Origin of the sequence: Neisseria sp. HMSC066H01 (genome assembly GCF_001837375.1) — a bacterium.
Taxonomy (GTDB): Bacteria; Pseudomonadota; Gammaproteobacteria; order Burkholderiales; family Neisseriaceae; genus Neisseria.
In genome coordinates, this window is record NZ_KV832195.1 from 322,028 (window position 1) to 343,244 (window position 21,217).

At 49.6% G+C, this 21,217-nt stretch carries 22 protein-coding genes; 6 read left to right on the top strand and 16 right to left on the bottom strand.

The window, feature by feature from the left end; all coding sequences use genetic code 11:
• Window positions 1-189: 189 nt before the first annotated feature.
• The gene (locus HMPREF2551_RS08365; RefSeq protein ID WP_070838399.1) at window positions 190-681 is read left to right on the top strand and encodes a disulfide bond formation protein B; all 492 of its coding nucleotides are present in this window, start codon (window positions 190-192) and stop codon (window positions 679-681) included.
• 59 nt (window positions 682-740) lie between these two features.
• Here the strand turns inward: HMPREF2551_RS08365 and HMPREF2551_RS08370 are convergent, their stop codons facing one another.
• The gene (locus HMPREF2551_RS08370; protein WP_003745951.1) at window positions 741-1,469 is read right to left on the bottom strand and encodes a YebC/PmpR family DNA-binding transcriptional regulator; all 729 of its coding nucleotides are present in this window, start codon (window positions 1,467-1,469) and stop codon (window positions 741-743) included.
• 365 nt (window positions 1,470-1,834) lie between these two features.
• Between HMPREF2551_RS08370 and HMPREF2551_RS08375 the strand changes: the two genes are divergently transcribed.
• Window positions 1,835-3,265: an alanine/glycine:cation symporter family protein gene (locus HMPREF2551_RS08375; protein WP_070838401.1), complete on the top strand. Its 1,431-nt coding sequence runs from the start codon at window positions 1,835-1,837 to the stop codon at window positions 3,263-3,265.
• 58 nt (window positions 3,266-3,323) lie between these two features.
• Here the strand turns inward: HMPREF2551_RS08375 and HMPREF2551_RS08380 are convergent, their stop codons facing one another.
• Entirely contained in the window at window positions 3,324-3,950 is a 627-nt protein-coding gene (locus HMPREF2551_RS08380) for a PAQR family membrane homeostasis protein TrhA (protein ID WP_049329915.1), read from the bottom strand.
• Between the two features lie 216 nt (window positions 3,951-4,166).
• On the opposite strand from HMPREF2551_RS08380, the gene cysD reads away from it, so the two are divergent.
• The gene (gene cysD, locus HMPREF2551_RS08385) at window positions 4,167-5,081 is read left to right on the top strand and encodes a sulfate adenylyltransferase subunit CysD (protein ID WP_070838403.1); all 915 of its coding nucleotides are present in this window, start codon (window positions 4,167-4,169) and stop codon (window positions 5,079-5,081) included.
• Window positions 5,082-5,313: 232 nt separating this feature from the next.
• Complete coding sequence (locus HMPREF2551_RS08390) at window positions 5,314-5,877, top strand: RBBP9/YdeN family alpha/beta hydrolase (protein WP_070838405.1); 564 nt, start codon at window positions 5,314-5,316, stop codon at window positions 5,875-5,877.
• Between the two features lie 134 nt (window positions 5,878-6,011).
• Here HMPREF2551_RS08390 and pyrC read toward each other — a convergent pair whose 3' ends face one another.
• The 3 genes from pyrC to HMPREF2551_RS08405 form a co-directional block, all read right to left on the bottom strand.
• Entirely contained in the window at window positions 6,012-7,046 is a 1,035-nt protein-coding gene (gene pyrC, locus HMPREF2551_RS08395; protein WP_036491856.1) for a dihydroorotase, read from the bottom strand.
• A 97-nt stretch (window positions 7,047-7,143) separates the two neighbouring features.
• On the bottom strand, window positions 7,144-7,737 hold the full coding sequence (locus tag HMPREF2551_RS08400; RefSeq protein ID WP_070838407.1) for an NMCC_0638 family (lipo)protein: 594 nt from the start codon (window positions 7,735-7,737) through the stop codon (window positions 7,144-7,146).
• A gap of 12 nt (window positions 7,738-7,749) precedes the next feature.
• Window positions 7,750-7,974 carry a sulfurtransferase TusA family protein gene (locus HMPREF2551_RS08405; RefSeq protein ID WP_003681929.1) on the bottom strand — a complete coding sequence of 75 codons (225 nt, stop codon included), beginning with the start codon at window positions 7,972-7,974 and terminating at the stop codon, window positions 7,750-7,752.
• Between the two features lie 109 nt (window positions 7,975-8,083).
• On the opposite strand from HMPREF2551_RS08405, the gene HMPREF2551_RS08410 reads away from it, so the two are divergent.
• Window positions 8,084-8,695, top strand: coding sequence for a CNP1-like family protein (locus tag HMPREF2551_RS08410; RefSeq protein WP_070838409.1), 612 nt, complete (start codon window positions 8,084-8,086; stop codon window positions 8,693-8,695).
• Window positions 8,696-8,758: 63 nt separating this feature from the next.
• Here the strand turns inward: HMPREF2551_RS08410 and HMPREF2551_RS08415 are convergent, their stop codons facing one another.
• Window positions 8,759-9,874 carry a porin gene (locus HMPREF2551_RS08415; RefSeq protein ID WP_070838411.1) on the bottom strand — a complete coding sequence of 372 codons (1,116 nt, stop codon included), beginning with the start codon at window positions 9,872-9,874 and terminating at the stop codon, window positions 8,759-8,761.
• Window positions 9,875-10,262: 388 nt separating this feature from the next.
• Here HMPREF2551_RS08415 and HMPREF2551_RS08420 point away from each other — a divergent pair, with 388 nt between their 5' ends.
• Window positions 10,263-11,009: a carbonic anhydrase gene (locus HMPREF2551_RS08420; protein WP_070838413.1), complete on the top strand. Its 747-nt coding sequence runs from the start codon at window positions 10,263-10,265 to the stop codon at window positions 11,007-11,009.
• Window positions 11,010-11,072: 63 nt separating this feature from the next.
• Here the strand turns inward: HMPREF2551_RS08420 and HMPREF2551_RS08425 are convergent, their stop codons facing one another.
• The 10 genes from HMPREF2551_RS08425 to HMPREF2551_RS08470 form a co-directional block, all read right to left on the bottom strand.
• A complete protein-coding gene (locus tag HMPREF2551_RS08425) occupies window positions 11,073-12,707 on the bottom strand; it encodes a CTP synthase (protein WP_049348005.1) in 1,635 nt (544 codons plus the stop codon).
• A 124-nt stretch (window positions 12,708-12,831) separates the two neighbouring features.
• The gene (locus HMPREF2551_RS08430) at window positions 12,832-14,487 is read right to left on the bottom strand and encodes an AMP-binding protein (RefSeq protein WP_070838415.1); all 1,656 of its coding nucleotides are present in this window, start codon (window positions 14,485-14,487) and stop codon (window positions 12,832-12,834) included.
• Between the two features lie 92 nt (window positions 14,488-14,579).
• Window positions 14,580-15,683 (bottom strand): tRNA 2-thiouridine(34) synthase MnmA, encoded by a 1,104-nt coding sequence (gene mnmA / locus HMPREF2551_RS08435; protein ID WP_070838417.1) that lies wholly within the window; start codon window positions 15,681-15,683, stop codon window positions 14,580-14,582.
• A gap of 126 nt (window positions 15,684-15,809) precedes the next feature.
• Entirely contained in the window at window positions 15,810-16,286 is a 477-nt protein-coding gene (locus tag HMPREF2551_RS08440) for a copper chaperone PCu(A)C (RefSeq protein WP_070838419.1), read from the bottom strand.
• A 131-nt stretch (window positions 16,287-16,417) separates the two neighbouring features.
• A complete protein-coding gene (locus HMPREF2551_RS08445) occupies window positions 16,418-16,801 on the bottom strand; it encodes a diacylglycerol kinase (protein WP_070838421.1) in 384 nt (127 codons plus the stop codon).
• A 68-nt stretch (window positions 16,802-16,869) separates the two neighbouring features.
• Window positions 16,870-17,826, bottom strand: a complete 957-nt coding sequence (gene gshB / locus HMPREF2551_RS08450; protein ID WP_070838423.1) for a glutathione synthase — start codon at window positions 17,824-17,826, stop codon at window positions 16,870-16,872.
• 115 nt (window positions 17,827-17,941) lie between these two features.
• Window positions 17,942-19,603 carry a DNA repair protein RecN gene (recN, locus tag HMPREF2551_RS08455; protein ID WP_070838425.1) on the bottom strand — a complete coding sequence of 554 codons (1,662 nt, stop codon included), beginning with the start codon at window positions 19,601-19,603 and terminating at the stop codon, window positions 17,942-17,944.
• Window positions 19,604-19,891: 288 nt separating this feature from the next.
• Window positions 19,892-20,500, bottom strand: a complete 609-nt coding sequence (locus HMPREF2551_RS08460; protein ID WP_070838428.1) for an SMC-Scp complex subunit ScpB — start codon at window positions 20,498-20,500, stop codon at window positions 19,892-19,894.
• A gap of 69 nt (window positions 20,501-20,569) precedes the next feature.
• Window positions 20,570-20,803 carry a glutaredoxin family protein gene (locus HMPREF2551_RS08465; RefSeq protein WP_049331356.1) on the bottom strand — a complete coding sequence of 78 codons (234 nt, stop codon included), beginning with the start codon at window positions 20,801-20,803 and terminating at the stop codon, window positions 20,570-20,572.
• A gap of 130 nt (window positions 20,804-20,933) precedes the next feature.
• Window positions 20,934-21,134 carry a (2Fe-2S)-binding protein gene (locus HMPREF2551_RS08470; protein WP_003681978.1) on the bottom strand — a complete coding sequence of 67 codons (201 nt, stop codon included), beginning with the start codon at window positions 21,132-21,134 and terminating at the stop codon, window positions 20,934-20,936.
• Between the last annotated feature and the right edge of the window lie 83 nt (window positions 21,135-21,217).

The following is a 21,217-nucleotide window of genomic DNA, read 5'->3' on the forward strand; positions in this document are numbered from 1 at the left end:
AGGCCGTCTGAATATTTCAGACGGCCTTTTCGATATGGAACACATTTTTGTTTCCATATTTATGGTTACGCAACATCAACAAACATACGCAAAAAACCGTCAAACCAAAAAAAGCATATGCGTTTTGTGTTAAAGTGAACATTATTTATCGGCTGTTTTGCATCTAGGCCGTCTGAAAGGTTTTATGTTATGAACTTTTTCCGCAAGACTGTTTTATTTTTAGTCGTCCTCTCCATATTTGCCGCCTGCGGCTCCTTTATTTCCCAATACGTTTTGGGCATGAACCCGTGCGTATTGTGCATCCTGCAACGCTTGTGCGTATTGGGTGTCGGGCTGTTGGCCATTATTACGGCGTTCAGCTCGCAATCTTCCAAATTTGCCCGCTCGCTCTCGGCATTGTTGATTACCGCCCCGGCCGTTTACGGCGCCGGTGTCGCCGCCTATCAAATTTGGCTGCAAAACCTGCCCCCCGGTACCGCCCCTTCTTGCGGCGCACCTTGGACCTTCCGCCTACGCGACTGGCCTTTGTTTGATTGGTTTGAACCCATCGTCCGCGGCTTTGGCAACTGCGCCGAGCCAGACCATCTATTCGGCGTCGCCCTGCCGGTGTGGAGTATTTTGTATTTCAGCTTCGTCGTATTGCTACTGCTTTGGGCTTGGTTGAAAACCAGAAAAATCTGATTGGTTTCAATATAAAAAGGCCGTCTGAAATTTCAGACGGCCTTTTATTCTTTAAACCATTAGTCCAGATTCAACACGGCAGAAGTGTAAACGTCTTGTACGTCGTCCAAATCTTCCAATGCATCAATCAGTTTTTGCATTTTAACCGCATCTTCGCCGCTCAACTCGGTTTCGTTTTGGGCGCGCATGGTAACGTCGCCGTCAACAGATTTGTAGCCTGCGGCTTCCAAAGCCGCTTTCACGCCTGCCCAGTCGTTCGGCGCGGTAATCACTTCGATGGAACCGTCGTCGTTGGTGATGACGTCTTCCGCACCGGCTTCCAAAGCCGCTTCCATCAGCGCATCTTCGTCAACGCCCGGTTCAAACACCAAATAGCCTTGATGCACGAAGTTGAACGCTACGCAACCGTCGGTACCCAAATTACCGCCATTTTTAGTGAACGCATGGCGCACATCGGCAACGGTACGGGTCTTGTTGTCGGTCAGGCAATCCACCATCAAAGCCGCGCCGCCGATGCCGTAGCCTTCGTAACGCAACTCGATGTATTCCACGCCTTCCAGATTGCCCGTACCTTTGTCGATAGCACGTTGCACGTTGTCTTTAGGCATATTGTTTTCAGCAGCTTTTTCCAAAGCCAGGCGCAGGCGCGGATTTGCGCCGGGGTCGCCGCCGCCCATACGGGCAGCAACGGTAATTTCTTTAATCAGACGGGTGAAGATTTTGCCGCGTTTGGCATCTTGTCGGGCTTTTTTGTGTTGGATATTTGCCCACTTACTATGGCCTGCCATATTGATTCCTTTCGTTTTTTCACGCGTTGAGGCGGAATGTGCTTCATTTGTAAGGCGTGCATTTTATCATAAGTTGCCTTTAGCCAAAATATTCAGACGGCCCGAATATTTGCAAAAACAGGCCGTCTGAAAACAAAGAAACTTTTTTAAATAAAGAAGCACATTGGCGGCAAACCTTTGTCAGTTTTTTCGTTTTAATTCACGAAGGTTTACGGTATGATGACAAAATCGGTCAAAATTGTTAACAACTTAACCGGTATCAAATGGCAAAACGACCTGCTCGCCGATGTTGCCAACCATGAAAAATGAGTGGGAGTAGTTACCCGTATCATTTTATTTTTATTGTTTTTATTAAAGGTTTTATTATGGAAGAAATATTGTCTGCTCTGGTGGGTGCAGTCAATCAGGTTCTTTGGGACTACCTGCTGATTTATGCCTTAATCGGTATCGGCCTGTTCTTTACCCTGTACTTGGGCGCGCCGCAAATAACCAAATTGGGGACGGGTTTCAAATCCGTTTTCGGCGGCTTGTTCAGCAAAAAAGACAAAGACCACGAAGGCAAATCCCTGTCTCAATTTCAAGCACTTGCCGTGGCGATTTCCGCGCAAATCGGTACCGGTAACGTTGCCGGTGTCGCCACTGCGATTACTGCCGGCGGCCCGGGTGCCATTTTTTGGATGTGGCTGTCTGCCATTTTGGGCATGTCTACCATTTTTGCAGAAGCCGTTTTGGCGCAAAAATACCGCGTGGTCAGCCACGGCAAATACATCGGTGGCCCTGCGTTTTACATCACACACGGCCTGACTCCGAAAATCGGCCGTGGCGCGGCGCGTTTCCTGTCCGGCTTTTTCTCTATCGCCTTGATTATCGCGCTGGGCTTCATCGGTAACGCGACCCAATCCAACTCCATCGCCTCAGCCATGAATTTGGCTTTCGATATTCCCCCGATGGCTGTCGGCATTGCTTTGGCGGTATTCGCCGGCCTGATCATCATCGGCGGCATCAACCGCATTGCCGGTATCGCGCAATTTGTCGTGCCGTTTATGGCGGTGATTTACATTTTGTGTGCCGTGATTATTTTGTTCAAATTTTCCGACCACATCATTCCGATGTTCCACAGTATCTTTGTCGCTGCCTTCAATCCTGAAGCGGTATTGGGCGGTGCAGCCGGTATCGGTATGCGCGAGGCAGTCCGCTTCGGTGTGGCACGCGGCCTGTTTTCCAATGAAGCCGGTATGGGTTCAACCCCGCACGCTCATGCGACCGCCAACGTCAAACACCCTGTGCAACAAGGTATGGCCGCGTTTATCGGTATCTTTATCGATACGCTGATGGTCTGCACGGCAACCGCGCTGATTATCCTGCTGACCGACGCCAACCTGTCCGGTGAAACCGGCGCTGCGGTTACCCAACTGGCTTTTAACAAAGCCTTCCCGGGTTTCGGTTCGCAACTGCTCGCCGTCTGTCTGACCTTCTTCGCCTTTACCACCATCATCGGCTGGTACTACTTCGGCGAATCCAATATCCGCTTCCTGTTCCGCGGCAAACACTTAGGCATCTACCGCGCACTGGTTTTAGTGGCCATCGTATTGGGTACCTTGGGCAAAGTGGATTTGGTTTGGAGCATGTCCGATATGTTCAACGGCTTTATGGTCTTGCCGAACTTAATTGCCCTCTTCCTGCTGCGTAAGGAAATCCGTGCGGTTTACGACGATTATCTGGCGCAAACCAAAGCCGGCAAAGAGCTGACCTACAACTATGAATTCCACGAATTTCACGACAAAAACCCAGGTTAACGACAAACAAAAACCTCTCAGTCAAACTGAGAGGTTTTTTATTTCAGGCCGTCTGAATCTACAACACATAAAAATAAATGCTGATAAATTGCGTCAAACTGCCGGCCAAGACAAACAAGTGCCAGATACCGTGGCCGTGGCGGATTTTCGTATCGTTGATAAACCAATAAATCCCCGCGCTATACAATACGCCGCCCAACACCAGCCAAAATAATCCACCGGCCGAAAGCGACTGTATCAGCGGCCATACCGCCACCACAATCAGCCAGCCCATCAACACATAAATCACCATCGACAGCAGCCGCTTCTCGCTTTTGCGTCCGATCGTCAACTCCTGAACAATGCCCAGCAAAGCCAGCCCCCACGACACACCAAAAAGCGACCAGCCCCAACCACCCTGCAGGGTAATCAGCGTAAACGGCGTATAGCTGCCTGCAATCAGAAGATAAATCATGCAATGATCGACCTTTTGCAAAATCGCCTTGGCTTTCGGCTGCGGAATACTGTGGTATAAGGTTGAACCCAAATACAGGAGCAGCAGGCAGACTCCGTAAGTCAGTGCACCGGCAATCCGATAGCCGTCCGCTGATTCAACCGCTTTCACCAGCATCAGCACTAACGCCGCCACTGCCAACAAGAAACCGGCCAAATGGCTGTACGCATTAAATCTCTCGCCGTGATACATAAACCATTCTCATTTATAAAAAACCAAAGTGTACGCTAAGACAGGCGCTTCGTCAGAGAAATCGGGTTAAAAATAAGTTAAAGCACAAAGGCCGTCTGAAAAGCACGGCCTTGCAATATAACAAAAACATCTTTGCAACAAACAAACCATTCTTTCCCTTTTTCAGACGACCTTACTAAAGTATCGACTGTCGCCAAGGTTGCAAAGAGAGAAAAAATGTCTATCCAAAACCACCACCTCGACTGGCTCGAAGCCGAGTCTATCTACATCATCCGCGAAGTCATTGCCAATGCCCAAAATCCGGCCTTGCTATTCTCCGGCGGCAAAGACTCCGTCGTATTACTGGCGCTTGCCGTCAAAGCCTTCCAAATCGAAGGCCGTCCGCTGAAGCTGCCGTTCAAACTCCTACACGTCGATACCGGCCACAATTACCCCGAAGTCATTCAGTTCCGCGACGATACCGTTGCCCGTACCGGCGTACAACTTGTGGTCGGCAGCGTAGAAGAATCCATCCGCAAAGGCAGCGTCGTCTTGCGCCGCGAAACCGATTCACGCAACGCCGCCCAAGCCGTTACGCTGGTTGAAACCATCGAAGAACAAGGCTTTGATGCACTGATGGGCGGCGCGCGCCGCGATGAAGAAAAAGCGCGCGCCAAAGAACGCATCTTCTCTTTCCGCGACGAGTTCGGCCAATGGGATCCCAAAAACCAACGTCCTGAATTATGGTCGCTCTACAACACACGCCTGTTCCAAGGCGAAAACATGCGCGTGTTCCCGATTTCCAACTGGACGGAATTGGACATCTGGCAATACATCGCACGCGAAAAACTCGCCCTGCCGCCGATTTATTACACCCATAAGCGCGAAGTTGTCGAACGCAACGGCCTGCTCGTTCCCGTTACCCCGTTGACCCCCAAACGCGAAGGCGAAGTTACCCAAATCCGCGATGTCCGCTTCCGTACCGTCGGCGATATTTCCTGCACCTGCCCGGTTGCCAGCACCGCCGCCACCCCCGAAGACATCATTGCCGAAACCGCCGCCGCAACCATTTCCGAACGCAGCGCCACACGCATGGATGACCGCGTATCGGAAGCGGCAATGGAAGAGCGCAAAAAGCAAGGCTATTTCTAAACTGTTTTTTCAGACGGCCCATATATATTTCAAACCCGAACAACACGGCAAAGCCATCCGCCACTGCCGTGTTGTTTGCTTTATTATTCTTGCAAATATCATTTAACAACAAAAGCTTAATCAATCATCCTGACAAAGCAACAAACAATAAAACATAAACAAACATGGTATAATGAACGCTTACAGGCAGAGATTTAGACAAAAATCTCAGGCCGTCTGAAGGAGGAAAAACATGAATCGACGCGTTTATATCGTACATGGCTTTGAAGGTAATCCGCACGGCAACTGGTTTGACTGGCTTTGCGCCCAAGTCAAAAGCACCGGCGCACAAGCAATCTCCCTCGCCATGCCCAATCCCGACAAACCAAGCACGACCGCGTGGCAGTTTACCCTTGACCAGCACATCGGCAAGCCCGATGCCCATACCTTCCTAGTCGGCCACAGCCTCGGCTGCATTACCCTCCTTCACTTCCTCAGCCGCCAACAACCGCAAAAAATCGGCGGCCTGTTGCTTGCCGCCGGTTTTGCCGATACGCTGCCGCCCCTGCCCGCACTCAACGCCTACATTAAAGCAGCGTCCCCAAATTTCGACATCCTGCGCAAAATCGACATGCCCAAACACTGCCTGGTTTCCGACAACGACACCCATGTTCCGCCCGAACTGACTTTGGACATGGCGGCCAAACTCAAAAGCCCTGTTACCCATATTCCCGAAGGCGGCCATTTGATGGCTTCGGACGGCTTTACCCAACTGCCGCAGGCTTGGGAAGCGCTGAAACCCATGTTGACCGAATAAACACACAATATAATCCAGTTTTTCAGACGGCCTCGTCTGTCTTTCCTCCCCATAACAGGCCGTCTGAATGACCATAAAAAACAACCTGCCCTTTCAAGCAGGTTGTTTCTTTTTATGCCTCATTGACGGCCAATTTAATATTGCACCGTCCATTCAATCTCACCGCCGGCCCTCATCGGTACAAGTTCGCCATCGCCGTAAGGCACGCTGGCAGGCACGGTTTGCGTTTGTTTGACCAAGGTGATGGTATCGGAATTTTCAGGCAGGCCGTAGAAACGCGGGCCGTTTTTAGAAGCAAAGGCTTCCAGTTTGTCCAACGCGCCTGCTTTCTCAAACACTTCGGCATAAAGCTCGATAGCGGTCATCGCGCTGAACATACCAGCGCAACCACAAGCATTTTCTTTGGCAGTTTTAGCATGTGGCGCAGAATCCGTGCCGAGGAAGAATTTGTGCGCCTTATCGCCGGTAACGGCGGCAACCAAAGCCTGACGGTGGGTTTCGCGTTTGAGTACGGGCAGGCAGAAATGATGGGGGCGCACGCCGCCGACCAAAAGGTCGTTGCGGTTGAGCAGCAAGTGTTGCGGTGTCACGGACGCGGCCACATTATCGCCGGCTTCCAATACCAGTCGGGCGGCCTCGGCAGTGGTGATGTGTTCGAACACGACTTTAAGATTCGGCACTTGCGCCAAAACCGGCTTCATCACGCGCTCGATAAAGGCGGCTTCGCGGTCGAAAATATCGATTTCAGGATCGGTGACTTCGCCGTGAACCAAGAACAAAATGCCCTGTTTCGCCATTTCTTCCAACACAGGAATCAGTTTGAACAAGTCGGTCACGCCGGAATCGGAATTGGTGGTCGCACCTGCTGGATAGAGTTTGAAAGCCACAATACCGGCAGCTTTGGCTTCGCGCACGAGTTCGGGCGTGGCGTTGTCGGTCAAATAAAGCGTCATCAACGGCTGGAAGGTGCTGCCTTCAGGCAGGGCGGCCATAATGCGCGCTTTGTAGGCTTGGGCATCGGCAACGCTGACGACGGGCGGTTTGAGGTTGGGCATGATAACCGCGCGGCCCATTTGTCGGGCGGTGTACGGGGCAACAGCTTTGAGCGCGTCGCCGTCGCGCAGGTGTAAGTGCATATCGTCGGGGCGGATGATGGTCAGGGTTTGCATAGCTTACTTTCGAGTGGTTTGGTTTGATAATGTTTCAGACGGCCTTTATTCGGCAGTAACGGTTGCTATTAATTTGATATTCCAATCGTCAACCGGCCTAAGGCAAAACGGCAGCCTTATTGTCGTAAGAATGATGGGTCAAATAAAAAACAGCCTGTACCGGAAAATGCTCGGACGACGTTGTTTTGACGGTCAGCAAGGTTTCTTTCGGACTGCCGGGCGCGCGCCATGCGTAGGAAATCTGACGCATAGGCAACGGGGCCTCCGACAAATTATCGGCACGCAACTCAGCGTTCAAACCCTGCGGCGGATTTTCTGCCAAAGCCAAAAATTGTTTAAAAATCAGATGGTCGTTGGCTTTGGCCGTACGCACGCTGCAACTGTCTTCGGTCAGGCTCAAATAATAATCTGCGCCGTTTACCGTTTTCTTCCAAATGCTTAATGCCTCCAAATCCATCATTCCGGCAGGCAAATCAGCAATCTCTTTTTTCGACAATAAAACCAGTTTGTTGGCATTGGCAAACTCGCCGACAAGGACGGCATCGCCGTCTGCGGCCACGCAGCTTTGGCGGAACAAGTCGGTCACATTTTGAGCATAATCGGCAGCGTTCTGCGGTGAAACGCCTTCATTGCCGCATGCACTCAGGCAAACAGCCAATACGACGGCAGACAACGCGACGGCTTTAGACATTTCAGACGGCCTTTATTTGTGTTTCAACACCAGCTTGAACACGCCGTCAGCCTCGCTCGATTCCAACAAAACATGTCCGGTCTGACGGCAAAACGCTTCAAAATCACCGGGCGCGCCGCCATCGGTGGCCAATACGGTCAGCACTTCGCCCTCCTGCATTTGCGCCAAAGCTTTTTTGGCACGCAAAATCGGCAGCGGGCATTTCAAACCGATGACATCCAGAGTTTGTGTATTCATGATGAAAACTCGTCATATTAATCAGAATTAACGTCAATTATACCGCACTTACTTGCACCCCACCCTGCAAGCCCATAAAATAAAGCCGTTTTTCACTTTGGAGCTGTCTATGCGCCGTTTTGCCCTTCTCGCTCTCAGCCTTGCCGCGACTCAAGCATTTGCTTTGGGTTTCAGCCAAAAGGATACGCTGACCAACACGCGTTATCAGGAAAGCCCTGAAGAAGTTGCCGCACGCGAATTTAAAGAACACAAAGCCGAGTTGCCGCCCCTGCCCGATACCCAATCGGGGGATTGGTTCGACCTCTATGTCAACGAAACCTACGGCAAGCAGCCCAAAATCCTGCTCAGCAGCCTGCAAATCATGCCTGCGCCGGACAACAGCATCCGCTACGTCTTGAACGTGCGCTCCGACAAAGGCTACGACAACCTCTCCGTCGAAGGCCTCTATTGCGCCCGCACATCCTTTACTTACAGCAACGACAAGCGTTCGTCTTATAAAATATTCGCTTACGGCGATACAGTAAACCGCCGCTGGATTGAGCCGCGCAAAGGCGATTGGAAGCTGATCGGCAATGCGTTCAGCCGCAACGACGCCCTGCACACTGCGCTGTATCAGGCATTCTGTATCGACGGCATGCCGACAACGGTCGAAGGTTTGGTACAACGTTTGAAAGAACGTGGCGGCCGTCACGGTACAACGCTGACCAACCACGACAAATAAACTGCTTTAATCAACAAAAAGGCCGTCTGAAATTTTTCAGACGGCCTTGTCTTTCTAGACGGCTTAGAATTTGTGATACAGGCCTACAGAAGCGGCTTTTTGTTCAATACCGCCTTTGTTGGCTGCAGTCAGACGGGTTTTGTTGCCGACTTTCAGATACGCCAGTTGGGCGACTACGCCGGTGCGTTTGCTGAAGGTGTATTGGCCGCCGACAACGACTTGGTCGAATTTATCCACCAATTTTTCGCCACTGTTCACGCCCTTGGCAGGCCAGCCGTGCGCGTAAGTAATGCGTGGGGTCACGTTGCCCAATTTGTAGCCGACAGTTACCGCTGCATCAACCACTTTCACAGCTTCAGATTTGCCTGAGTCGGCAGTAATGTCACTACCCTTGTACTGATTAAAACCATCGGTGAAATAACCTAAATATTCGTTGCCTGTCTCATGGCCTTTGGCATAGTGTACGCCGCCACCGACAAAGAGATTGTCTTTATCGTAATAAGTTTCGACTTTGGCAATTTGCGCCGCTTTGACTTTGCCTGATTTGTCAGTGTACGCGCCGTTGTAGTGGCCGTAAGCCGCATTGGCGGTAAAGCCGTTTTTAGAGAAGCTCACGCCGCCGGTGTATTGGTCTTTGGCCGGTTTGGTGTGCGTGTATTTGTCTGAAAGATTGCGGTTGTCGCGCGGTGCGTAAGACACGTTGAATTTGAATCCGCCGAAATCCGGGCTGTCGTAGCGTACGGCGGCGTTACGATTGCCGGTACGGGTAAAGATGCCCAAGCCTGCGGCATTGGTTTTGTACATCCATGGATCGATGGTGTCCATTTCGTTCAACATATTGCTGAGTTTACCAGCGCGAATCTTACCGAAGTTACCTTGCAGGCCGATGAAGGAGTCACGAGTGGCAAAACCTTGGGAACCGCCAGTAATGGCCGTTTTTTGTTCAACTTGCCAAATGGCTTTTAAATCGCCGCCTAAGTTCTCGCTGCCTTTGAAACCGATGCGGGAGGTATTGTCATTGATGCTGGTTGCGGTAGAGCTGATTTCCGAACCTGCATCACCTTTGATTTTTACCTGACCGACGGTCACGCTGCTTTTGATTTGACCATACAGAATCACTTCTGCAGATGCAGCCAGCGGCAAACCGGCAATAACCAAAGCGATAATCGATTTTTTCATTATTCTCTCCAAAACAAAGTTAAAATCTCGTGAAAACACGTTTAGCAATATTAATGTTTTCCAACGCTACAAACAACTACTTTCATCTTGAGAAACACTTTTATTCATTAGAGTTTAGACTTTTTACAACATAATCAAATAAAACAGGCCGTCTGAAAGAAATTTCAGACGGCCTCTCCTATTCAAAGTGACAACAAAGACAATCAACCCTCTTATTGCAATCATTTAATCAAAAATGATTGCTTGATAAATGTTTGCCATATATCAACCCAACATTCTCCGATTGCCACTATCATTAACTTTCTTCTTATGAAGAAGTTTTTTTATATCAATAATTTATTTGGTATGAATTTTTCCTTTTACCTAATATAAATAAACAGGAGCCCTTATGTTGAAAAAACATCTCTTTTTATCTTTGCTAATGGCTGTCTCCGCTGCAACGGTATCCGCCGAAACCCATCATGCACATTGGTCTTACACAGGTGAAAACGATGCTGCACACTGGGGCGACTTGAGTGAAGACTTTGCCGTCTGCAAAACAGGCAAACAGCAATCTCCAGTGGACTTCTCCGCAACAAAAGCAGTAAAAGGCAAACAACCGGCATACCGTTACAACGTCGCCGACTACAAAGTAGAAAATAACGGCCATACCCTTCAAGCCACGCCGCAAGGCAAGGCCCAAACCATCGTGATTAACGGTAAAACCTATACCTTCAAGCAATTCCACTTCCATACGCCGAGCGAACATACTTTCAAAGGCAAACATTTCCCGATGGAAGCGCATTTCGTCCATCAAGCCGAAGACGGTACTTTGGCGGTCATCGGCTCTGTATTTAAACCGGGCAAAAACAACCCTGCCTTGTCCGCGCTTACTGCCAAAAAACTGAAAGCAGGCGAATCCGTAACGTTGAAAAACTTGAATATCCAAGCCCTGCTGCCTAAAGATAGCAAGTCCTTCCAGCTGAAAGGCTCGCTGACAACGCCGCCTTGCAGCGAAAACGTGACTTGGGTTGTCTTAAAAACTCCGGTTCAGGCAGATGCGGCGCAGTTCAAAGCCATGCGCGACATCATAGGGGGCGAAAACAACCGTCCCGTACAACCTTTGAACGACCGTGAAGTCAATGAAGACAAATAACTTCTAAGGCCGTCTGAAAACAAAAAAGCACCCGGATAACGGGTGCTTTTTCAATCACATCAATCAGGCTTTTTTGTTACCCAACGCGGCTTTCACAAACGCGCTGAACAAAGGATGGCCTTTGCGCGGATTGGAAGTAAATTCCGGATGGAACTGACACGCGAAGAACCAAGGATGATTCGGCAATTCGATGGTTTCAACCAAACGCTCGCGGCCTGCGGATACGCCGCCGATGACCAAACCGGCCTTTTCCAACTGAGGAACATAGTTGTTGTTGACCTCGTAGCGGTGGCGATGGCGTTCGCGGATGTGTTCGCTGCCGTAGATTTTTGCGGCAAGGCTGCCCGGTTTGAGGTCAACTTCTTGCGCGCCCAAACGCATGGTGCCGCCCAAGTCGGCAGACTCATCACGGGTTTCAACGCTGCCGTCGGCAGTTTGCCATTCGTCAATCAGGGCAACGACCGGCGCGGCGCATTTCAAGTCAAACTCGGTAGAGTTCGCACCCTTCAAGCCTGCCACGTCGCGGGCGTACTCAATCAGGGCGATTTGCATGCCCAGGCAGATGCCCAAGTATGGTACGTTGTTTTCACGCGCATAGCGTACGGCGGCAATTTTGCCTTCTACGCCGCGTGAACCGAAGCCGCCCGGCACCAAAATCGCATCCATGTCTTTGAGCATGGAAACGTCGCCATTGCTCTTCTCGATGCTTTCGCTGTCGACAAAGGTAATTTGTACATCGGTTTCAGTATGAATACCGGCGTGTTTCAGGGCTTCGATCAGCGATTTGTAGGACTCGGTCAAATCAACGTATTTGCCGACCATTGCGATTTTGACGGTGTGTTTCGGATTTTGAATCGCGTGAACGATTTTCTTCCATTCGGTCAAATCGGCTTGTTTGACATTCAATTGGAGCTGCTCGGTAATGATGCTGTCGATACCTTGGTTGTGCAGCATTTCTGGACATTCGTAAATGCTGTCCACATCGTAGCTGCCCACGATGGCGCGTTCTTCAACGTTACAGAACAGGGCAATCTTACGGCGCTCGTCCGCAGGCATTTCTCTGTCCATACGGCAGATCAGAATGTCCGGTTGCAAACCGATGCTCAACATTTCTTTAACGGTATGCTGGGTCGGCTTGGTTTTGATTTCGCCGGCGGCGGCAATGTAAGGAACATAGCTCAGGTGGGCAAACAATGTATTGTTACGGCCGAGCTGGCTGCGCATTTGGCGGATGGCTTCCAAGAAAGGCAACGATTCGATATCGCCGACTGTACCGCCGATTTCGACAATCGCCACATCATAACCGGCCGCGCCTTCGTGGATACGACGTTTGATTTCATCGGTAATGTGCGGAATCACTTGTACGGTACCGCCCAAATAGTCGCCGCGACGCTCTTTGGCAATCACGTTTTCATAGACTTGGCCGGTACTGAAGCTGTTGCGGCGGGTCATGGTGGCGTTGATGAAACGTTCGTAATGGCCGAGGTCAAGGTCGGTTTCCGCGCCGTCATCGGTCACGAATACTTCGCCGTGTTGAAACGGACTCATGGTACCCGGGTCAACGTTGATATACGGGTCGAGTTTAAGCATGGTCACGTTCAAACCGCGTGACTCGAGAATGGTAGCAATAGAAGCGGCGGCGATACCTTTACCCAAAGAAGATACAACGCCGCCGGTTACGAAAATAAATTTAGTCATGATGTGATACCCATGTTGGAATGTGTGATTTTAACTTGAAGCAGCATATCCTGGCAAACAGCAAAAGCTTCAGGCCGTCTGAAAACAGCGTTTTCAGACGGCCTTATCATGCTGATTCTGTATATCAGCGCAGCTCGCGGCGCAGGATTTTGCCGACGTTGGATTTTGGCAACTCGTCGCGGAATTCGATGTCTTTCGGCACTTTGTAAGCAGTCAATTCTTTGCGGCAGAAATCGATCAGTTCTTCCTTAGTCAAAGACGGGTCTTTGCGTACGACGAAGACCTTAATCGCTTCGCCGGTTTTCTCGCTTGCCACGCCGATACAGGCGACTTCCAAGACTTTGTCGTTGCTGGCCACCACTTCTTCGATTTCGTTCGGATATACATTGAAACCGGATACCACAATCAAATCTTTTTTGCGGTCCACCAGCTTCAGCCAACCTTTTTCATCCATCACGGCAATATCGCCGGTCTCCAAAAAGCCGCGTGCATCGATTGCTTTGGCGGTTTCTTCCGGACGGTTCCAATAGCCTTTCATCACTTGCGGGCCGCGCACCCACAATTCGCCCGGTTGTCCGATCGGTACTTCCTTACCGTCCGCATCACGCAATTCGACCTCGGTTGAAGAAACAGGAAGACCAATACCGCCGCTATATGCTTCGATATTCAAAGGATTACAGCACACGCCCGGACTGGCCTCGGTCAAACCGTAAGCTTCCACAATCGGCGTACCGGTAATTTGTTTCCATTTTTCCGCCACGGCTTTTTGTGTTGCCATACCGCCGCCCAAAGTCAGCTTCAAACGGGAAAAATCGACTTCGGCAAAATCTGGACGGTTAACCATCGCATTAAACAGAGTATTCACACCAATAAACACGCTAATCGGCTCTTTTTTCAATTCACCGATAAATCCTTTCATGTCACGCGGATTGGTAATCAAGATGATTTTAGAACCGGTATTGGCGAAAATCATCAGGTTTACCGTCAAGGCAAAGATATGATAAAGCGGCAACGCGGCAATAACCGTTTCTTTGCCTTCGTGCAGGCTGTTTTTAATCCATTCTTTTGCCTGCAACATATTGGCGCAGATATTGCCGTGAGTGAGGACGGCGCCTTTCGCCAAACCGGTCGTGCCACCTGTATATTGCAGCAAGGCAGTATCGTCGCGTGTCAACTCGACTGGTTTGAACGTATTGGCCGCACCTTGCTTCAAGGCCGTCTGAAAAGTCACGGTATTGGGAATGCGGTATTCCGGCACCATTTTTTTCACTTTGCGGATGACGAAGTTCATCAACGCGCCCTTAATCATGCCGAACATCTCGCCAACCGACGCGACAATCACATGTTTGATTTGCGTACGCGGCAACACCAACTCCAACGTATTGGCAAAGTTCTCCAACACGACAATCGTTGTCGCGCCGCTGTCTTTCAACTGATGTTCCAACTCGCGCGGCGTATAAAGCGGATTGGTATTCACTGCCACCAAACCTGCCTGCAGAATACCGAAAAGAGCAATCGGATATTGCAAAACGTTCGGCATCATAATCGCCACGCGCTCACCGCGCGGCAGTTTCAATACGTTTTGCAGGTAAGACGCAAAATCGGTCGCCAACTTGCCTACTTCGGCATAAGTCAGCGTTTTGCCCATATTTTGAAAAGCAGGTTTATCCGCAAATTTTTCGACACTTTGACGGAATACGTCGCTGATGGAGCTGTATTGAGAGATATCGATTTCAGGGCTTACGCCTTGTTCGTAGCTTTTGAGCCAGAGTTTTTCCATATTGATCAGTCTTTTATTGAGTCGTTTTTTGGAATCAAGGCCGTCTGAAGGCTTTATTCAATCTGCCGCTTCGTTTTCAGACGGCCCTTTTATTAAGCAGTAATAATGACAGGCTTGTCGGTAGACATGATGATACCGCCGCCCAAGCACACATCGCCGTCGTACAGTACCGCAGATTGTCCGGGGGTTACTGCCCATTGCGGCTCGTCAAAGTCAAGCTCGATGGTTTCATTATCCAAGTAACGCAACGTACAAGGCGCGTCAGCCATGCGGTAGCGCGTTTTGCAGGTATAGCGGCCTTCTTTCGGACGTTCGGGCAATGTGAAGCTCAAATCGTTCATAATCAGGCTTTGCGTATAAAGCAAAGGATGGTCATGGCCTTGTACGACAATCAGTTCGTTTTTGGTCAAATCCTTGGCCGCGACAAACCATGGTTCGCCTGCGCCACCGATACCCAAGCCTTTGCGTTGGCCCAGCGTGTAAAACATCAAGCCGACGTGTTCGCCAACCACTTTGCCTTCAGGGGTAACCATTTTGCCATTATTGGTCGGCAGGTATTTTTGCAGAAATTCGCGGAATGGGCGTTCGCCGATAAAGCAAATACCGGTACTGTCTTTTTTGGTTGCAGTCGGTAATTTGAATTCTTCGGCAAGACGGCGGACTTCAGGCTTTTCCAACTCGCCCAATGGGAAAATCGCGCGCTCAAGTTGGAAAGGCTTGAGACGGTACAGGAAATAGCTTTGGTCTTTGTTTTGATCCAAGCCTTTGAGCAGGTAATGCACGCCGTTGCGAACTTCTTTGCGGGCATAGTGTCCGGTGGCAATGGTATCGGCGCCCTGCTCTATGGCATAGTCCAAAAAGCATTTGAATTTGATTTCGGCATTGCACAAGACGTCCGGGTTTGGCGTGCGGCCTGCGCTGTATTCTTTGAGGAAATAGGCAAATACATTGTCTTTATATTGCGCGGCAAAATTGACGATGTCGATATCGATTCCGATGATATCGGCAACGGCAATGGCATCAAAAGAGTCTTGTTTGATGCTGCAATATTCGTCGTTGTCGTCATCTTCCCAGTTCTGCATGAACACGCCGCTGATTTGATGGCCTTGCTGTTTGAGCAGGGCCGCGGTAACGGATGAATCGACGCCGCCGGAAAGGCCGACGATGATGTTTGTTGGTGTGTTGGTAGTATTCATAAGGGGAATGTGGGTTTTAAATACATTTTTTAAAGCGTGATTTTAGCACATTTTGATTTAACAACAGAAAAGGCCGTCTGAAAGCCCAATGACTTTCAGACGGCCTTTATATGCAAATTCAAGCAATTAGTGCTGATGCGCGCCACCGTGTGCGCCGTGGTCGTGCTGCATTTCGGCTTTAGGCGCAGTTTTCACTTCCAGCTCGACAGTTTGAGGTTTGGCGTTTTTGAATTTCAGGGTTACAGGCACTTTTTCGCCTTCTTTCAATTGTTGTTTCAGACCCATGAACATAACGTGGTAGCTACCTGGTTTCAGCTCGGTTACGCTTTTTGCCGCCAAAGGCACGCCGCCTTTAACTTCGCGCATACGCATAACGCCATTGTCGTTAATATGGGTATGTACTTCAACGCGTTCTGCAACAGGGCTGCTGCCGCCTACCAAGAAGTCTTGTTTGGCTTCATCGTTTTGGATTTTCATGAATGCGCCACCCATTTTCATACCTTCAACGGTAGAACGTGCCCAACCGTCTTCAATATGGATACCGGCTGCAGATATGGAAGTTGCCAAGCCTGCCAGAATCAGGGTTGCCATTAATTTTTTCATCTTTTGCTCCTTATGTTTGCCAAATGGCTGGGATATACGGCCTTCATCTTACAACCAAAGGCCGTCTGAAAACTTTGATATAGATTAACTAATACTATCTAATCCTAATGAGTTACCATATTACCACATTTCTAAGCAGTTAATGCAACAATCCAAACAATAAATAACATTAACAAAGCCATCAGTTGCGCGGCCGAGCCGGCATCTTTGGCACGCTTGGCCAGTTCGTGTTTTTCAGTAGAGGTATGGTCAACAGCTGCTTCGATGGCGGTATTAAACAATTCGGTAATCAGTGAAATAAACGATGCGACAACAAGCACCATTTTGGTAGCCGAGCCGAAATCAAGGAACAAAGCCAAGACAATTAAAATCAGGTTCAACCAAAAAACTTGGCGAAATGCGCTTTCATAACGATACGCGGCAGCCAGTCCATCTTTGGAGTAACCAAACGCATTAATGATGCGCTTGATACCGTTTTTTCCTTTTTTTTCAGATGCGTAGGAAGATGGTTTCATCATATGCTCAACATAAAAAGGCCGTCTGAAAAGAAACAGTCAGGTCAATTTTCAGACGGCCTTTGGGTTTATTGTTTTGCCCAAGATGCCACGGCATCTGCGAACATGGCGGCAACGTTGAAATCTTTTTGCTTCATAATTTCTTGGAAGCCGGTCGGGCTGGTTACGTTAACTTCGGTCAGATTGCTGCCGATGACATCCAAACCGGCAAGCAAAATACCGCGGCGCTTCAATTCCGGCGCAAGGGTTTCTGCAATCTCACGGTCGCGCTCGCTCAACTCCTGCGCCACGCCGCGGCCGCCGGCAGCCAAGTTGCCGCGCGTTTCGCCGTTTTGCGGAATACGCGCCAAAGCATACGGAACAACTTCCCCGCCGATAATCAGAATGCGCTTGTCGCCATGTACGATTTCAGGAATATAACGTTGCGCCATGATGGTGCGTGAATCAAGCTGCATCAGGGTTTCCAAAATACTGCCGATATTGGGGTCGGATTCGGTCAGGCGGAAAATGCCCATACCGCCCATGCCGTCCAAAGGTTTGATGATGATGTCGCCGTGTTCTTTCAAAAAGGCACGGACATCGGCGGAACGTGTTGTAACCAAAGTGGGCGCGGTAAACTGGCTGAAGTTCAAAATCGCCAATTTCTCATTGAAATCGCGCATTGCTTGTCCGCTGTTAAATACTTTTGCGCCCTGCTGCTGTGCCAACGTCAAAAACTGGGTCGCATACAGATATTGCATATCAAACGGCGGATCAGTGCGCATAATGACCGCATCAAAATCTTTTAAGGCCGTCTGAACTTTTGCCTCTGCTTTAAACCATTCATGATCGTCATCACTCTTCGCGCCGACAAACTCAAATGCCGCTGCCTGAGCCACCACTAAGCCTTCACGGACGGACAATTCTCCGCTCAAAGTATGAAAAAGCTGCCAACCGCGCTTTGCCATTTCACGCATCATGGCGTAAGTAGTGTCTTTATAGGTTTTAAAACTTGCCATCGGATCGGCGATAAACAGGACTTTCATCAAAATTTCCTTGTAAACAGACGATATAATCATACCTCGTATTCTGCCTGCCTGAAAAGGTGGCAGAATATAGAAAAGGCCGTCTGAATTCTATTTTCAGACGGCCTTGAGGCTTTTAGGCGGCTGCCAAATGCAAGAGTTCGGCAGCATGGCTGCGTGTGGTATCGGTAATGATTTCGCCACCCAGCATACGCGCGATTTCCTCAATGCGCTGATGATGGTTCAAGACGCTGATTTCGCTGACGGTTTGTTCGCCTTCGCTATGCTTGCGCACCTGCCAATGGTTTTCACCGCAAGAGGCGACTTGAGGAAGATGGGTTACCGCCAAGACTTGATGTTTTTTACCTAAGGCACGCAAAGCTTTACCGACCATTTCAGCGACGCCGCCACCAATACCGGTATCCACTTCGTCGAAAATCAATGTCGGTACTTGCGTGTATTGGCTGGCAACCACTTGCAAAGCCAAACTGATACGCGCCAATTCGCCGCCGGAAGCCACTTTGTTCAAAGGACGTGACGGATTGCCTTTATTCGCCGCCACTTGGAATTGCACCTGTTCCAGCCCATGTGCGGTCGGCGAAGACGGCAACAAGACGATGTCAAAACGTGCGCCTTTCATGGCCAAATGTTGCATATGCTCGGTGGTCTCTTCGCCCAAACGGCCGGCTGCCTGATGACGCATGGCGGAGAGAATATGCGCGGCTTCGTGGTATTCTGCAAGATTGCGTGCGACTGTATTTTCCAAGGCTTCCAAATCGGCAGCCGCTTGCAGGTTTTGCAGGCGCTCGTCAATTTCTACCAACTTTTGCGGCAACTCTTCCGGCTCAATGCGGTATTTGCGCGCCATACTCATCAATTCACCCATGCGGCTTTCTTGTGCGGCCAATTCATTAGGATCGATATCGCTGCGACCGGCCACATCGCGCATATTGGCACTGATTTCCCCCAACTCAGCTTCAATACTTGCCAACATATTCAGGCTCTCGGCAAAGCGTGGCTCAATATTTTGCAGATTGCCAAGCAGTTTTTGGCATTGGTAGATTTGACGTTGGATGCCGTTGTCCCCGTCTATACTGTCACCCACTTGTTCGGCGGTTTGCAGCAACTCGGCCGAATGCGCCAGGCTGTCGTGACTTTGGCTTAAGGTTTCCCATTCATTCGGTTTGAGCTCCAATTGGTTCAATTCATTAAACTGCCATTCCAAACGCTCGCGTTCGATGGCCATGGTTTCTGCCTGCTCTTGCGCCTCTTGCAGTGCCTTTTTCGCATTGACCCAATTTTGATAAAGCTGTTTGACTGTTTCTGCCTGCTCTTTGCTGCCGGCAAACGCATCCAACAACTCGCGTTGCGCAGACTCTTGATTCAGCGAATGATGGGCATTTTGGCCGTGAATATCGATTAACTGCTCGCCAATGGCTTTCAGCTGCGCCAATGTTGCAACCTGATTATTGATATAACTGCGGCTTTTACCCTTGGCATCGATAATACGGCGGATGCTGAGTTCTTCCGCATCTTCTTCCAAAAGGCCTTGCTCCTGCAGCTGCGCTTTCAGTTCAGGCAAACCGCTGATGTCGAACAAAGCCGACAACTGTGCTTCTTTGGCGCCGCTGCGCACTTGGCTGTAATCGGCTTTATCGCCCAACAACAGGCCAATCGCATCCAGAGTAATCGATTTGCCTGCACCGGTCTCGCCCGTTAATACGGTAAAGCCGTTTTGAAAATCAAGATTCAGGTTTTCAACAATGACAAAATCACGCAAAGAAAGTGCCAACAGCATTGCAGTATTCCTTAGTAAATTACCCGCACTTATGCGGAATAGCTTTAGATATGCTGATTATAACTAAGATTTTTTGTAGTTTGAATCAGATTTTTCTTATGACTTATCTAAGATATTTATTTTAAACAAATTATTTTTTAAGAAACTACCCAATACACCACGCTATATTGTTACCCCGGCTGACGTATTCAATGATATAGAGCGTTCATTTAATGCCATAAAACGCTAGAATAACCAACACAAAGGCCGTCTGAAACACGATTGTTTCAGACGGCCTTTACATTTAAATCAATTAATCAGCCTGCTTTCAGGCTCTACTGCTTCTTCAGCTTCCTCATCGCCTGTCGGCGGCGTTTCCATTAAATCAGGCAACACCAGCTCGCCCAATTCAGTCAACGGTGGCAATTCTTCCAAACTTTCCAAACGCAAATCGCTTAAGAATGTTGCCGTGGTCGCCCACAATGCTGGACGGCCGACAGAATCACGGTGGCCGATGACTTCAATCCAGCCCCTATCCTGCAAGGTTTGCATTACATTTTGCGACACCGCCACGCCGCGTATGCCTTCAATATCGCCACGCGTTACCGGTTGCTGATAGGCAATAATCGCCAGCGTTTCCATCACGGCACGGGAATAACGCGGCGCGCGCTGCTCTTGCAGGCTGCCCAGCAGTTCAAATGCGGCTTGGGCGATTTGAAAACGCCAGCCCTCATGGGTATGCACCAATTGCAAAGCCCTGCCCTGCCAGCGAGCCTTCAATTGCGCCAACACGTCAATCAGCTTGTCTTGCGACAACGGCGGCACACACAATTCGCGCATGGCTTTTTCGTTTAAGGGTTCGACTTGCGTCAACAGCGCCGCTTCAATCAGCGCATCGGGAGAAAGTTTTTCAGTCATAATAAAATCAAGGTTCAGACGGCATAAACAGCCGAAGGCCGTCTGAAAGGCAATATGGTCAATGGTTTGTTACGCGCTTAAATGCGCTTTCAGTTTTTCTTCGTCCAAGAACCAATGGCAGATTTCGGTATCGCCATCCAACAAAACAGGCACCAGCTCATTGTACTTTTCTTCTAAAACCGGATCTTCATCAACATCGACAATATCCAGCCCAAATCCAAACTGCTCCTGATAAGGCTTTAATTGTTCGCGCATTTTGTGGCACAGGCTGCAATATTCCCGAAACATCAAGGTCAGTTTCATCGCGGTTACTCTCGGAGGGACAAAAGCGGCCATTGTATAGCAAAATGCCGCCAAACCATACAAGCATGACAAAGGCCGTCTGAACAGGCGCGAGATAACGCCTTCAGACGGCCTTTGTGTGTATTCTGAATTAAGACTGAACGTTAATACCGGCAGTCACGGTATTTTGGGCACTGCTTGCAGTCAAAAACGATGCAGCCAATTCGCCGCAGCAACCGCAACAAGTCGCCACGCCCAATTGAGCCTGCAAATCGCTCATGGTGGTTGCACCGGCGGCGATGGTCTCTTTGATGTCGTGGTCAGTAATGGCATTGCAGATGCAGACAAACATGATGTGCTCCAATAATTTTGTTACCCTCTGTAATTGAGAGTAGGATTTATTCTTGAACGTAAATATAAATAAAAACGGTTTGC

Excerpts from the sequence above, each read along its gene's own strand:
- HMPREF2551_RS08430 (WP_070838415.1), bottom strand. The coding sequence starts at position 14,487 with ATGGAAAAACTCTGGCTCAAAAGCTACGAACAAGGCGTAAGCCCTGAA.
- HMPREF2551_RS08425 (WP_049348005.1), bottom strand. The coding sequence starts at position 12,707 with ATGACTAAATTTATTTTCGTAACCGGCGGCGTTGTATCTTCTTTGGGT.
- HMPREF2551_RS08400 (WP_070838407.1), bottom strand. The coding sequence starts at position 7,737 with ATGTCTAAAGCCGTCGCGTTGTCTGCCGTCGTATTGGCTGTTTGCCTG.
- gshB (WP_070838423.1), bottom strand. The coding sequence starts at position 17,826 with ATGAAAGTCCTGTTTATCGCCGATCCGATGGCAAGTTTTAAAACCTAT.
- HMPREF2551_RS08370 (WP_003745951.1), bottom strand. The coding sequence starts at position 1,469 with ATGGCAGGCCATAGTAAGTGGGCAAATATCCAACACAAAAAAGCCCGA.
- mnmA (WP_070838417.1), bottom strand. The coding sequence starts at position 15,683 with ATGAATACTACCAACACACCAACAAACATCATCGTCGGCCTTTCCGGC.
- HMPREF2551_RS08440 (WP_070838419.1), bottom strand. The coding sequence starts at position 16,286 with ATGAAAAAATTAATGGCAACCCTGATTCTGGCAGGCTTGGCAACTTCC.
- HMPREF2551_RS08415 (WP_070838411.1), bottom strand. The coding sequence starts at position 9,874 with ATGAAAAAATCGATTATCGCTTTGGTTATTGCCGGTTTGCCGCTGGCT.
- HMPREF2551_RS08465 (WP_049331356.1), bottom strand. The coding sequence starts at position 20,803 with ATGAAACTGACCTTGATGTTTCGGGAATATTGCAGCCTGTGCCACAAA.
- HMPREF2551_RS08390 (WP_070838405.1), top strand. The coding sequence starts at position 5,314 with ATGAATCGACGCGTTTATATCGTACATGGCTTTGAAGGTAATCCGCAC.
- pyrC (WP_036491856.1), bottom strand. The coding sequence starts at position 7,046 with ATGCAAACCCTGACCATCATCCGCCCCGACGATATGCACTTACACCTG.
- HMPREF2551_RS08375 (WP_070838401.1), top strand. The coding sequence starts at position 1,835 with ATGGAAGAAATATTGTCTGCTCTGGTGGGTGCAGTCAATCAGGTTCTT.
- HMPREF2551_RS08380 (WP_049329915.1), bottom strand. The coding sequence starts at position 3,950 with ATGTATCACGGCGAGAGATTTAATGCGTACAGCCATTTGGCCGGTTTC.
- HMPREF2551_RS08405 (WP_003681929.1), bottom strand. The coding sequence starts at position 7,974 with ATGAATACACAAACTCTGGATGTCATCGGTTTGAAATGCCCGCTGCCG.
- recN (WP_070838425.1), bottom strand. The coding sequence starts at position 19,603 with ATGCTGTTGGCACTTTCTTTGCGTGATTTTGTCATTGTTGAAAACCTG.
- HMPREF2551_RS08445 (WP_070838421.1), bottom strand. The coding sequence starts at position 16,801 with ATGAAACCATCTTCCTACGCATCTGAAAAAAAAGGAAAAAACGGTATC.
- HMPREF2551_RS08420 (WP_070838413.1), top strand. The coding sequence starts at position 10,263 with ATGTTGAAAAAACATCTCTTTTTATCTTTGCTAATGGCTGTCTCCGCT.
- HMPREF2551_RS08460 (WP_070838428.1), bottom strand. The coding sequence starts at position 20,500 with ATGACTGAAAAACTTTCTCCCGATGCGCTGATTGAAGCGGCGCTGTTG.
- HMPREF2551_RS08365 (WP_070838399.1), top strand. The coding sequence starts at position 190 with ATGAACTTTTTCCGCAAGACTGTTTTATTTTTAGTCGTCCTCTCCATA.
- HMPREF2551_RS08470 (WP_003681978.1), bottom strand. The coding sequence starts at position 21,134 with ATGTTTGTCTGCATCTGCAATGCCATTACTGACCACGACATCAAAGAG.
- HMPREF2551_RS08410 (WP_070838409.1), top strand. The coding sequence starts at position 8,084 with ATGCGCCGTTTTGCCCTTCTCGCTCTCAGCCTTGCCGCGACTCAAGCA.
- cysD (WP_070838403.1), top strand. The coding sequence starts at position 4,167 with ATGTCTATCCAAAACCACCACCTCGACTGGCTCGAAGCCGAGTCTATC.